Genomic DNA, 13,960 nt, shown 5'->3' on the forward strand with positions numbered 1-13,960 from the left:
CACCTCGCCATCACCTACGACGGCACCAAAGCCCGCCTCCACCTCAACGGCACCCAAATAGGCGAAAAACCCTTCACCGGCACCCTGCCCGACGACAGCGGCGCCCTCCACCTCGGCGGCAACACCATCTACGGCGAACACTTCAAAGGCACCATCGACGACGTCCGCATCTACAACCGCGCCCAAACCCCCACCGAAATCACCACCGACATGAACACCCCACTCGGCGGAACGATCTCACCCGCAGGCCCGCAGTCGCCCGCAGGGACGGTGGCGACCTCCTCGGGCGGTTCCGGCACCGAAGTTTGCACGTCCAAGACCGCCCCGGTCTCCTTCACCACCCCCGGCACACCTCCACCGGACCCGGTGGAGGATGTCCGGCATCTGACGCTGGGCAAGGACAGCTTCGTCATCAAGACCGCAAGAACCAACCCCACAGCCTGCAACGGCGGCCCGTGTACGGTGACCGACTCGACAACCATGCAGATCGGAGGTACAGGCACCGACAAGACCGCGGCTGTCATCGGATTCAAGCTCGATGAACTGCCCGACGGCGCAGGCGTTACAGAGGCCCTTCTTACGCTCGGTACCCCAACATGCGCACCAGGCAACTGTCCGACAGATACGACTATTACAGTCACTCCGCTTAAGAGCCTAGTGACTGATGAATCGAAGGGTTCAGAACTGGCGGGAGATATTCGGGGTGATATTCGCTTCGAGTTGCCCGTGACCGCTCCGCACGCCGACATAGCTGGAAGTGAATACCAGTGGGTAATACTAACTTCTAACAAGAACGATATCGTTACTTTCGGTGAGGTGACCGCAGCGCAACAGCCATCGCTGGTGCTACGTTATATTCCCGCAGGACCACCGTCGAAAGTACTCAACCTGGCAGTTGCCCCAGGAGACGGAAGCGCAATCGCCAGTTGGGGTATCCCAGAGACCAACGGCAGCGTCGCCCTTCTGGACGGCTACGACATCGAACTGGTAAACAGTGGAGGCGACAAGCTAAAGAACTTTGAGGTTAGAGAGCCGTATGCTGCAATCTCCGACATCTCTAACGGAACTGCATATACTGTAAGAGTGAGGGCAAAGACAGCCTTCGGTGTCGGGGAGTGGGAATCAGCATCGGTCACACCCAAGGCTGTTCCACCACCCCCTAACGGGTCGGATGCCTGTATTCCATTCCTGGACTCCGCCTCGACTGCACGTACGAAGTCGGAAGAGTCTGGAGCCCAGGCGTACATCGATAGGGTTCGGAAGTACTACCAAGCGCAAGACGCGGTGCTGGAAGGTAAGGCACAAACTGTTTGGGACACGCAGGGCGTGACACCCAGAGCACCCAGTACGGCAAAGCTCTCGTTGCTCAACACGTGGCTGGTCGAATACAAGGCATCCCTGGAGGAAGCCGGCGAGTCTCGCGCCAATTCCAGTACCACTCTGGAAACCCCAGTTGTTGAGGCGAGCTCTGGTGGGATCGTGAAAGTCACAGCCGGTATCAAACGCTCATGGACTGAGGAGGGTCCTCCAGCCGCAGCCACACCACACCATACGGCGGCGCGCACCTCCGGCCAAGTAGAACCTAGTGAACCTACGATTCTGGTGCATGTCTTCGATAGATGCGGCAACATGACGGTCATAGAGGTGCCGATCGAGACGAATCAGGATCCGACCGATTTCAGTAGCAGCCCTAATGCAGGAGGAGCTGCTGGCCCATCAGGACCAGTCGGAAACAATTTTACGCACCGCTGCAACGGAGGAGTATGCTGGCTGAACCTATTCGGTTGGGACTATCGAATCAAAGGCCTGCGCTTTGAGGCGGGAGGTGACCTTCGGTGGCATGCTTGGATGTCACAGGATGCGGATCCCCTCGACGGAATGACCAACGCATACTCATGGGTTAGACCGGAGTCCTCCTACGGAAAGACTAAGCTCCAGAAACTCCAGTTAAGAAACCTCAACCTATCTTTAACAACGACAATCAGCCTGAAGAAGATAGGATGGAATCCCTCCATTTCGTGGCCTCCAGGGATGAGTCCGAGCGAGGGAGAAGACACCACGGCAAGTGCGGCGTTTACGGCGCACCCGGGCGCACGTGAAATAATCTATCCGGCGGCACCGCCGGTCACCTTTAAAGCGACCTGCCAAGACATTCTCTGTGTGGGGTTCTCGAAGATCAGGCAATCTGTGTCTGCGTCAATATCAATCCTAGGAAAATGCAAAAAGGGGGCAACGAAAATCGAGGAATGCAAGCAAAGTAAACCGCAGACCATTGCTATCAATCCCGCCTGGCAGTGGGCATGGACTGACCTGTAGCGTAGACTGGTCCACCTGATATAGGGCGCACACCAAGGGCCGGAAGTTTCGGCCCTTGGTGTGCGCAAAAGCGTAGAATGGAATGTCTCAATGAACTCTAATCGCAAGCTCTACATTCTTCCTCTCATTTGCGGCTGGATCGCACTCGCGGTCGGTGGGTGTGCGATTATGCTGGAAGTGGCTGGGCCGAACAACGCAATCACCTTTTCCATTCTGCTCGCCATAGTTGTGCTTTCGCTTCTCCTCACGGCGGTTGTGGTTGCAATCGCCGAAATGACTGCATCGCATCAACGCTAAGCTTTTCCATTCTCTGGCCGACGGCCCGATCGGCTTGCCTGCGCCTTTTCCTGTGCGATCGAGATCTCGACCGCCGTATGAACTCCGGATCAGTTTGATCCGGCTTTTCTGTGCTCGGTGTCAAACGCCCGGTCCTGGCAACGTGTGATCGAGCGTCTACACGCCTTGGGGAGCCGGTGCCGATGGGTTGTTCAGCACTATTGACCAACGTCGTGGCCCGCCCGAGCGCCAAGGCGTCGGGGCTCACCCGGGAGGAGCTGGTGGGGGGCGGTCGACGGCTCGCAGGGTTGGTGGCGGAGGTGCGGCCGAAGGTCCTGGCGGTGCTTGGAGTGTCGGCCTACCGCACCGCCTTCGCCCGGCCGAAAGCGGTCGTCGGGCCGCAGGCGGATCTGGTGGGCGGGGCGCCGGTCTGGGTGCTCCCGAATCCGAGCGGCCTGAACGCCCACTGGACGCTTGCGGGCATCGCCGAGGAGCTGTCCAGGCTGCGCGAGCAGGTCCGGCCGCGTGCCCAGGAATAGCAAAGAAAGCTTGCTATCGTTCTGGAGCTCCAGCTCGTTACCGATATTGCGTTCGAATATCCAGTGATCTTTGTCATATTGTCTTGAGTTGTCCGCCGCTCGATGATCAAGGCCGTCAATCCGTCCTCACCGAGATTGAAGGTGTTTGTGAACGAGTTAGGCAGACCATCTCAACGTAGACAACGCCCCGGGCGGGGGGGTGGCGGCGGCAACGGTGCTCACGGTGGCAGCATCGCTGCTGGTCGCGGTCTCCATCCCGCAGGCGGCGGCCGATCCGGGTCCGCACGGTGCCAAGGCCGGCACGGCCGGGCCAGCGGTGACGACCTTTCCCCGGCCGGACGATCCCGATGCGCCACTGCGCGCGGCGGTAGCAGAGGCGCGGAAGCAGAACAAGCCGGTCGCGGTGGAGGCGGCCTTCTCGGAGAGCTCGCGTACGTGGGCGTATCCGGACGGGCATCTGAGCACCGACTCCTATAGTCGTCCGGCGCAGCTCAGGCAGGGCGACGGCTCGTGGGCGTGGATGGACCCGTCCCTGGTGGAGCAGGGCGGTGTGCTGCGGCCCAGGCTGGCCAAGGCTCACGTGCGGGTCTCGGCCGGCGGGGCGGGGCCGTTTGTGACCATGACGCTAGACCGGGACCGCTCGTTCGGGCTGTCGTGGCCGACGGCGTTGCCGCGCCCGCAGGTCAAGGGAAACGTGGCGACGTATGTGGGGGCCGCGGGCCCGTCGGCGGATCTGGTCGTCACGGCGTTGCCGACCGGTTTCCGGCACGACATCGTGTTGCGTGAGCGGCCGAGCGGGCCGGTGGAGTTCCGGACCCCGGTGCAGGCCAGGGGGCTCAAGCTGACCGAGACCAAGTCCGGCGGGCTGTCGCTGTCGACGGCCACCGGCAAGGGCAAGGGCAAGGAGGTGGCCTCGGCGCCCGAGCCGCTGATGTGGGACGCCTCAGCCGGCATGCCGACCGCCGAGCATCCCGGCCGCCAGGCCAGCATCGACAGCGAGGTTGAGACCGAGGACGGGGCGACGGTGCTGGTGCTCAAGCCGGACGCCGGCTGGCTGGCCGACCCGGCCACCAAGTACCCGGTCACGGTCGATCCCACCACCACGCTGGGGGTGAGCAAGGAGGTGGGCATCAGGTCGCCCAACTCCCAGCGCTCGCCGGGCACCGTCAGCCGCTCGCACTGGAAGCACTGCACCGGCACGACGTGCGCTTTTGAGGAGCAGATCGGGCGGACGCTGATGGCGTTCGACACCGCCCCGATCGGCGGCCGGCAGGTGGTCAAAGCGACCATGCAGATGCAGTTGCGCAGCGATGTCATCAATTGCAGCGAGTTTCAGGGGATCATCGCCCAACGCGTCACCGAGGCGTGGGTGGCCGATGACACCTTCTGGGGTAATCAGCCGGCCAGTACCGAGGAGGGTCGCTCCTCCATCGACCCGTGTTCCCTTCCGGGGACGGCGGGTGCGGTGTGGAGCTGGGACCTGACCACGATGACCAGGCTGTGGGCCACCGGTACCGCCAACCACGGGCTGGTGTTGCGGCTGGCCGCCGAGACTCCGGTCGCGCAGAACTACGGCGAGGACTTCCAGTTCTGGCCGCAGATGTTCACCGGGGGCACGCCGCCCAAGCTGAGCGTGGACTGGGTGCTGCCGCCGGAGCTCCCCACCGTCACCGCCGAGTCCATCGACTCGATGCACGGCAACGACGCCATCGCGCGCAGCACCAACGTCAAGGTGACCTACAAGTCCAGCGTGCCCGAGGCGACGCCGCTGAACTACACCGTGGCCGTCAACGACTCCACCATGGCCCCGCCGGCCACCGAACTGCCCGCAGGCGAGGCCGCGCTGTGGAAGTTGGATGAGACTTCGGGCGCCAGCGCCGCCGACTCCTCCGGTAAGAACGTTCCCGCCACCTTGACCGGCGCCTACACCCGCATCCCGGGCCAGCTCGGCCAGGTGGTGAAGTTCACCGGCGGGCACGCCGCCACCGCCAAGCCGGCCATCAACACCGACCAGAGCTTCACCGCCACCGCCTGGGTACGGCTGGACAGCAGCACCACCGACCAGAACGTGCTGGACCAGATGGGCGTCAACCAGCCCGGCTTCACGCTTGCCTACCACACGTCGACCGCTCCCGAGTATGACCAGCGGTGGGAGCTGTCCATGATCCGAGAGGACGTCCCCGACCGCATCCGTGAGACGGCGGTCATGTCCAAGGACCTGGCCAAGATCGGCGAGTGGACGCATCTGGCCGCCCAGTACGACAAGACGGCCGGGAAGATCCGCCTGTACGTCGACGGCGTGCTGGTCGGCGAACGCGACCACGGCGTGGCCTGGAAGGCCCAAGGCGCCTTCGAGATCGGCCGCGCCCGCGCCCTGGCCGGCAACCTCAACGGATCAGTCGACGACGTCCACGTCTACCAGCGCGCCCTGACCGGCAACGAGATCCGCGCCCTGGTCGGTGTACCCGGCACCACCACCCACAACAACATTCCCTCCGGCCAGGTGCTCGACAAGGTCTTCACCCTGGACAACCCGGCCAGCTTCAAGTTCGTCGTCAAGGCATGCCGCGCCGGCGTCAACCCGCCCTCGTGCAACGAGAGCCCGGCCTACCGGATCACCTCCGACGCCCCCACGCTGCCCACCGACGCCGAGACCGGCATGGCCGACCCGGCCCAGCCGATCCTGTCCGGCATGGTCAACCGACCCTCCGGCGGTCCGGTCACCGCCAAGTACTACCTGTACGACAACACCGGCGCCCCGGTCGGCTCGGCACCACTGGGCAGCCGCACGGTCAACGGCGGCCAGCGCGCCTCGCTGCAGATCCCCGCCAACACTGTGCAACCAGGCACTGCTTACAAGTGGCAGATGGTGGCCTGCGCCGTCGGCCAGCAAAGCGGTGGGACGGATCCCGAGCCGACCCCAACACCAACCCCGACGCCCACCCCTAGCGGTGATTCGACACCACCCGCAGTCAGTCAGACTGTGCCCGCTAACGGCGGCAGGATGCTGACCAGCAAACCTCTGAGCGTCACCTTCAGCGAACCGATCACCGGTGCTCAACTTGCGGTCAAGGGCGTGCGTTCTGGTCAGCCTGATCATGTTCCCTCGGGCACGATCAGCATGGACAGCACGAACACCGTCTTGACGTGGACCCCGAGTGACGCGTTCGTGTCGCCCTACACCTACACGGTGACGGTGACCTCCGCCAAAGACTCCGCCGGCAATACCCTGCTGCCCTACACGTGGAGCTTCCTCCGCGACAGCCTTATCGGGGGTTCAGGGGACAGCGGTGCGTCTTCTACTACCTCTACCCCCAGCGGCCAGTCAGGCAGTATGAGCGAAAACGGTACCGGCGCACTGGAGGAGGTTTGCACCTCCAAGACCGCCCCGCTCTCGTTCACCACGCCCGGCACACCCCCGCCGCCCCCGGTGGAGAACGTCAGGAACTTGACGCTGGGTAAGGACAGCTTCGTCATCAAGACCGCAAAAACAAACCCCACAGCCTGCAACGGCGGCCCGTGTACGCTGACCGATTCGACAACTATGCAGATTGGAGGTACAGGCACCGACAAGACCGCCGCTGTGGTCGGATTCAAGCTCGATGAACTGCCCGACGGCGCAGGCGTTACGGAGGCCGTCCTTAAGCTCGGTACCCCAATCTGCCCAACGGGCGACTGCCCGACAGACGCGACCATTACAGTCACACCGCTAAAGAGCCCAGTCAAGGCCGAGTCAAAGGGATCGGAGCTGGCAGGCGACGCCGACCCGGACGCCACCCCATACTCCCTCCCCATCAATCGGCCGCAGGCCGATGTAGCAGGCAATGAGTACCGGTGGTTGCTGTTCACGTCCAACAAGGATGAGGTGATCAGCTTCGGCGACTCAGCGGCAGCTGAGCAGCCGTCGCTGGCGCTCACCTACCTTCCAGCTGGACCGCCCAGCAAGGTGCTCAAATTGAACGCCCAGCCCGGAGATGCGAGCGCCCTGGCCAGCTGGGGTATCCCCGAGCGGACTGGTAGCGTCGCCCTTCTCGACGGCTACGATGTCGAGGTGGCCGACCCTAGCGGCACCGTCGTCAAAACGCTGGATGTCAAGGATCCGTATGTGGGCATCACAGGGCTGACGAATGGGCAGGCCTTCACGGTTAACGTACGTGCCCGGTCGGCATACGGAACCAGCGATTGGGAGTCTGCAACGGTCACGCCCAAGGCTGCTCCCCCGCCACCTCCTCCCGGCACGCCGTGCATCCCCTTCTTGGATGGGGAGCAGCCGCCTGCCGCGAAGGCCGCGGGTGGGACTGCGACGCAGGCGTATGTCGACCTGATCAAGGCCTACTACCAGGCGCAGGATGCGGTTCTGGAAGGCAGGGCGGACACGATCTGGGATGCCCCGGGTGTTACTGCACTCACTCCCAGCACGGCCAAGCTGTCGCTCCTCAACGAGGCGCTTATCAGCCAGCGTGACGAACTGGCTTCCACTGGTAAGACCAGGACCGGATCAACGGTTGAAGTGACAGACCCGATCGTACTGGCCATGCCTAACGGAACCGTACAGGTTATGGCAAAGATCAAGCGCACGTGGACCGAGCCCTCGTCAACGAGTGGCATGAGGACGGCATCGGGCGAGGTGGAGCCGAGCGAAGCCACGATCGACGTTCACGCCTTCGACCGCTGCGGCAACATGACTATCATCCAGGTGCCCATCGATTGGGTTGAAGATTCGACAGACCACGCGGCGCCCCCAGGAGCAGGTGGCAGTGCCGGTTACCCGGCGGGGCGCTTCGAATGGGTGAACTGGATAGGTAATCTCGGTCGGGAACTCGACCATAAGAAGAAGCAGATCCGACCCGGCAAGTACTGGTTCACCTATGCCCAGAGCAATTCCTGGTGGGAGCAGCCCAAATCGTACAGCGAATGGGTCAATACGTGGAAGCTCAAAGACGTAAATAGCTCTCTGCAGGTCTACCCGTCTAAAAAAAGTCAGTGGGATAGCGCGTACGCCAAATGGCTGGTCAGCCACATGAGTCTAACGGTATCGGGTACCGTGTGCGTCCAGGCTTCAACGACCGACAAGACCACGGCAATCGGCCTCACGCTCGGGACTGATAGCTTCGGAAGCTGGACCGACACGTTCACAACGAAAGACGTCTGGCAGTGCCGCAGCTACTCGCGGACGCTGGGCAAGAATAGGTTCCCGAAGGTGGATGCCGGAGCCAACTGGATCGACTCCATCTGCGATAACGAGTGTGGTCAGAAGTGGTACCGCCATCACACCACAGCGAACCTCACGATCGTGCATATGAACAAGTTGGGTTACGCGCAGGAAGATCACGTAGCGATCGACCTGGAAGGTAAGGTCAAAAAGACTATGCCTGCCGCACTGGGTAACCCGCACGGAAGCTTCAGCATTCCCGAATACAAGCGAGGGGGAAAAATCGCTGAAAAAATTCTGGAACGCTAGAGTCTGAATCGGTCAACCTGGCGAGGGGGTGCAACCCAGCCCCCTCGTCGTTTCCTTTTCATGTCCGGACGGATGACAAAATGATTCGCAAACTGAGGCTTGTCACACTCGCCGTCGGCGCATTCGGCTTAATCATCGTGATCTACTTCGGCGTCGCCTCCCAGGCGAAACCTGCCGCCCTACCTCAGACGAAATTTGCTACTCAATGCGAACGGTTCCGGCTGGTGGCGCTCAATGCCTTCATGGCGACGTCGGGGGACTATGACGTGAACACCGCAATGACGAGCGGCGCGATGGACTGCTCCAGCCCGTCCATCACTGTTGAGATCAGCCCTAGGGTCGCGGGCCCCAACCCACCGCGGTGGGGCGACAAGATCAAAATGCTGCCGTCCGGAGAGATTCAGAACCCGGACCTCCGTTCATGGCGATACTCGGAGATACTGCGTGCAGTAGGAGCTGGCGGCCAAGGTGATGCAACAGACGAGATCGGCGACTCGTCCAAGCTTCTCCATCGCGCGCCAGGCAAACTTTCAGCCCTTGCGCTGGTGGTTCTTGCCCAGCCACTCCCCGAAAAGCAGGTGCTCGCCCTGTGGGCGAGCCCGCAGTCGATGATCCTCTCACCAGCAATTGACGGAAAATCCCTTGTATGGGAAGAAACGACCTTCTGTACTTTCAGGGGATTCGACGCGTGCTCAGGCCGCGACAAGGCGCAGCCGATAACCTCCGAGTTCAGGAAGTGGGTGTCCCAGCTGACCTCGCAGGACACGCCGATGCTTGCAAAATACGGTCTCACTCTGTCCCGGCTTCGCGTGGTTGCTGACAAGGGGCTCATCTACGGCTTTACGCTGCAGAACCTCCCCGGCCCACTCAAAGGGTTGGCGAAAGATCCGCGGGTCAAATCGGTTTACATCATTGACGCCACAAGGTCCTTTGCGTGGTAGCGTTACTTGTCTCGATCTTTCGTGCTCCCAGCCGGGTGGAGATGAAGCCGTGACGTAGTGGGTGATCGTCTGTTTGTAAGCTCGTGGTCGATTGCCGGTGGGAGTCCGGTCCGGGTAGCTGCCAGGAGGCCCGGTAGCAGGCTGGCGGTTTCGTGTGGGAACGGGCGGGGTCGAAGCCCAGCGTCAAAGGCCCTTTCGCGGGGGAGCAACGATGCGGTCCGTAGCATGAAGCGAAGCCTGCGGCGTCGTTAGAGGTCCCGGGCGCGAGATCGGGAACGGGGGAGCTGAGCGCCCGAATCCAAGCGAAGGCCATGGACGCGCAGGTGGACTGGAAGCGCAGGGCTCCCCGGCGTATAGGCGTGGAACGTATCGAGGGTGGCGGCGGGAACTGGGGAGGCCTTCCCCGGCCCGGTGACCTGCGGACATTGCGTTGCCGAAGCGTGGCGTCCTATAACCGGTCAACGCCGGGAAGTGGATGGCTGGCCGCGTGGCGTCGGAGGCGGCCGTAGAATTTTGCTGAAAGAGGGGGTGAGATGGCGCCGCCCCGATCCTGGACCACCAGCAAAGACCCTGAATTCGCGGTAAAAGAACCCGGATCGTGGACCTCTATGCGCGCCCGCTGTCCGGCGCGGTAGTGGTCTGCGCTGATGAGCTCGGCCCCGTGGTCCCGGGGCCTTCCCACCCGCGTCCGGCTGGTCGCCCGACGGGCGCCGGATCAAAGCGCCGCTGGACTACGCCCGTGGCGCCGAAAAGACCTGGGTATACGGAGGTCTGCGCATCGCCGACGGGACACCAGGTCAAACTCTGGGTTTGGGGACGCACTCAAGCGCCACCACGGCAGCAACGCCGACGGTTCACCTACGCCCTTTGAGGAACGCGCTGACGGGTACGAACCACGGAACCGATCCAACCTCACGACTGAACCTGTAACACGCGAACGGGCACGGTCCGGCGGCGACCGGGCGCCTGGGTGTGGCCGCTATGCGTCCGCTCGCCCTGGCCGGGAAGGTAGGCGGCCAGCAGGCCGGTCATGATCTTCCAGACCTCCCGGTGCGCGCCCTGCCTGGCGCACTCCTCCAGGGACGCGCGCACGTGGCTCAGCTTGAACTCCGACGTGCGCAGGGCCAGGCCGAGCTGGCGGCCGCACTCCGCGGCGGGCAGGCTGCCCGCCGCGGCCGCGCGCAGCAGCAGCTCCTGACCGCGCTCCGGCGAGTGCTGCCAAGTGCGCTCGGCCAGCAGCACGCCCAACAGCGCCGCCAGGCCGTCGCCCGCCGGCCCGTCCTGGGGGAACAGCCCGGCCACGAACTCAGGGAAGGCGCTGGGCCGTTCCCAGGTGTTGAGCAGGTGCGGGACCATGTGTGCGGCCACCACGTCCCGGTCAGAGGGCAGCACGAGCCTCCAATACGCCATGGACTCGCCGTGACGGGAGTCGGCCAGGTCGGACAGCAGGGCGTCCACCAGGTCCAGCCCGGTTGGCTCCAGCTGGACGCGGGCGCGCAGCTCATAGCCGCGCCACTCGACGCGGACGACAGGCTCAGGACGGTTCTTCAGCCATCGCGCCAGGGTGGCGCCCGCTTCGGACCCCAACCGCCCAGCGCGGGCGATCACCTCGTGATCCACCTCGTGCGGCAGGCGCAACAGAGCCTGCTGCAGGTCGGCGGGCAGGGCCCGGACTCCCGCCCGCTCGTAGCCCTCCAACCGGGTGACGAGCTCGGCGGGGTCGAGGTGGCCCGAGGTCAGCGTCGGGGTGGCCAGCAGGTACGGCGGCAGCGTCCCGGCCTTCAACGCAGCCAGGATCTCGGCATAGCGCGACAGCAGGACCCAGTGCGGCACGGAGACGGAGTGCCGGCGCGGTAGCCGGTCGCGTCGCTCGTCGCGCCTCGTGACGGCAGGCCCCCAGTTGCCGGTCGAGAACAGCGAGATGTCGAGGATCTCCCCTGGGAGCGGCGGCCCTTCATCGACGTTCTCGAGATTGCCCAGCGGGGCGCCGCCCTCGCCGAGGCTTGCCACGATGTTCGCGCGGACGTCGGCGGGCAGGCGGCCGAAGGCGTCGCTGAAGTCGCCCTCCGTGGTGCGCACGCTGACCGAGTGATGCGCGTGGACGTGGGGTCGCTCAGGCTCGGGGATGGGCGGCTCCTGGCCGGGATGGGCCGCCTCCCGCCACATCGCCTGCTTCCACTGGCTGAGCTCGGGCCAGTGGCGCCGACCGTACAGGTCGCTTGCCACGCCCGGTGGCTTGACTGCCGACGGGTCGCGGACGAAGGCGTCCAGCCAGCGTTCGAAGCCGAGGACGCCGCGCGAGTCGCCGGTTCCGGGGAACGGCTCGCGGGCGGGCACATCGAACGCGGGCAGTGGGGCGGGCTGGAAATCGTCCTCCACCGGTTCGGGGGCGGCTCCGCCGTACACCTGCGACAGCCGCGCGGCGAGGTCAGGGGGCAGGAGGCCCGCCGCCTCGCGCACCGCCTCGGCCCCTATCGGCGTGAACCGGGAGGCGTGCTTGACGGCCAGCCGTACCGTGCGCTCCTGCACGTCGACGGAATCGCACAGGAACGCCGAGGCGAGCGCGGGCGCCAGGTGGTCGAGATCGCCCCCTTCCTCGCGGGCAGTCTGGTCCAGCCAGCTCAGCCCGGCGCGCACGAGCTTGCCCTCGGCGCGGAACAGCAGCGCTGCCAGCGCCTCGTTGACCTCCTCGCCGCTCAGGCCGCCCGTGCCGCGCAACTGTTTCAGCGCCAGCTCGGCCACCGGGCCCGGCGCGGTGGGCAGCAGCCGCAGGTAGTCGCGCGAGCGCTCCCGGCTGGGAGCGGGGTCGAGCAGGTCGTGCAGGCGGACGAAGAAGCGCAGGTCGGCGGCGCTGCCGCCGCGCAGGAACCGGCGGACGCAGCCGTCGACGAGCATCTCGCGGTCGACCTTGCCGGTCGCGACGTGGTCGCGCAGCGCGCGCAGCCAGGAGCTCTGCTCGGCGGCCCACTCGGGTGCTTCGAGACGGTCGTCGCGCAGCGCCCTGCCCACGCCCTCGGCATCGAAGATCTTGGGGAGGAGGTGCCCGGCCAGCGGGTCGCGCCCCAGGTCGGGCGGGGTGGAGACCCACGCGGCCACGAGCGGCTCGTGCTCGGGAGGAATCGCCTCGGTACGGCGGAGCAGCGCCAGAGCCAGCGGCACGCTGTCGTCGCGGGCCTGGGTCCTGGTACCGCGCAGGCGCAGGGCCAGCCGGACAGCGAGGTCGGCCTGCCACTCGGGCGGCCGAGCGGCGATCACCCGCAGCAGCGGGTCGATGTCGGTGGCCTGCCAGCGGGTGAAGTCGCGCCGGTAGAGCCAGGTGGCGACGGCGGCCGGCCCGCCGAGCGTGCCGGCGCCGGCGATCCGCATCGGCTCGATCCACTTCTCGCGCTCGCGCCAGTCCACCCAGTACTCGTGGTGGTTGTGGCCGCCCATCCACCACATCTCGGCGGCGCGCTCGGGGTTCGCCCCGCCGGCCATCGCGGCGCGGACGAACTCCTTCCTGTCCCGTTCCTGAGCTTCGTGGGCCTCCCGCTGCCGCCGCTCGTAGAGCATCTCCGCGGCCTTCCTGGCCAGGCCGATGTGGCCGGGCAACTCGCGGGCCACCTCGCGGCGCTGCTCATCGTCCAGCCCCACGACCATCTCGGTCACCTCGCCCGCGTCGCAGCGGGTGATGACCTTGCGCACGCTCTCCCAGGTGTTCACGCGCTCGCTTCCACCGCGACGCGGGCGGCGATGCGGGCCGCGAGCACGTGCTTGCACGGTCCGCGCGAGCCGCGATGGTCGAACCACCACTCGCACGTGCACGTGCCGTCGGCGATGCCGACCCGCCGCACGCCGCCTTCGGTGCGCACCTCGGCGACAGGGCCGTCGACGCGTACCGATCCGGCGGCGACGAGCGCACGGGCGGCCGTCAGCCGCGGGTTGAGCTCGGCGACCTGGTCGCGGTCGTAGGGCAGCTCGCGGTGGAAATGGGTGGCCTCGTAGAGGTCGTAACCGACCTGACCGGCGGTGCCGAGCTGGGTCAGCGCCGCCCGCACCCGGGCAGGCGACAGGCCGGAGCGGTCGGCGAGCGAGCCGATCTCGATGGCCGGCTCGAAGGCGAGCAGCGGGGCCAGCACGTCGGCGTCGCCCGCCGCCTCGTCGGTGGCCAGATGGTCCAGGACCGCGCCCTCGCCGGAGAACCCACGCGACGGCGCGGGTGAGACGACCAGCGTGTAACGCATACCGGGCAGGTCGAGCTCCCAGGCGCCCGCGGTGGAGCCGGACGCCGGGCCGTACACGCGCAGGGCCTTGACGAAACGCAGCAGCGGCAGGAGCGTCGCGACCCGGCCCGCGCCCGCCAGACAGACGGCGCCGGGACGGTGCTCGTCGTGCACCCGCAGGTCGCGGCCGGCGGGCGAGACCCACACCGTGGCGCCGGCGCGGCG

General features: G+C 65.5%; 7 protein-coding genes. 5 read left to right on the forward strand and 2 right to left on the reverse strand.

What is annotated here, in order from left to right:
* The 5 genes from DQW85_RS45090 to DQW85_RS36725 form a co-directional block, all read left to right on the forward strand.
* Window positions 1-2,316: LamG-like jellyroll fold domain-containing protein (locus DQW85_RS45090; RefSeq protein WP_205315679.1), on the forward strand; the 2,316-nt coding region annotated here is incomplete at its 5' end.
* A gap of 90 nt (window positions 2,317-2,406) precedes the next feature.
* Window positions 2,407-2,613 carry a hypothetical protein gene (locus DQW85_RS45095; protein ID WP_162795673.1) on the forward strand — a complete coding sequence of 69 codons (207 nt, stop codon included), beginning with the start codon at window positions 2,407-2,409 and terminating at the stop codon, window positions 2,611-2,613.
* 200 nt (window positions 2,614-2,813) lie between these two features.
* Entirely contained in the window at window positions 2,814-3,131 is a 318-nt protein-coding gene (locus DQW85_RS36715) for a uracil-DNA glycosylase family protein (RefSeq protein WP_338043441.1), read from the forward strand.
* Window positions 3,132-3,354: 223 nt separating this feature from the next.
* Window positions 3,355-8,592, forward strand: coding sequence for a LamG-like jellyroll fold domain-containing protein (locus DQW85_RS36720; RefSeq protein ID WP_162795674.1), 5,238 nt, complete (start codon window positions 3,355-3,357; stop codon window positions 8,590-8,592).
* An 80-nt stretch (window positions 8,593-8,672) separates the two neighbouring features.
* On the forward strand, window positions 8,673-9,533 hold the full coding sequence (locus DQW85_RS36725) for a hypothetical protein (RefSeq protein ID WP_113704346.1): 861 nt from the start codon (window positions 8,673-8,675) through the stop codon (window positions 9,531-9,533).
* A gap of 912 nt (window positions 9,534-10,445) precedes the next feature.
* Here DQW85_RS36725 and DQW85_RS36735 read toward each other — a convergent pair.
* Both DQW85_RS36735 and DQW85_RS36740 read right to left on the reverse strand, forming a co-directional pair.
* Window positions 10,446-13,235: a DUF7824 domain-containing protein gene (locus DQW85_RS36735; RefSeq protein ID WP_113704347.1), complete on the reverse strand. Its 2,790-nt coding sequence runs from the start codon at window positions 13,233-13,235 to the stop codon at window positions 10,446-10,448.
* On the reverse strand, window positions 13,232-13,960 hold a 729-nt coding region (locus DQW85_RS36740), incomplete at its 5' end, for an SWIM zinc finger family protein (protein WP_205315680.1). The genes DQW85_RS36740 and DQW85_RS36735, both read right to left, overlap by 4 nt.

The organism is Nonomuraea lactucae (assembly GCF_003313395.1).
Classification (GTDB): domain Bacteria; phylum Actinomycetota; class Actinomycetes; order Streptosporangiales; family Streptosporangiaceae; genus Nonomuraea; species Nonomuraea lactucae.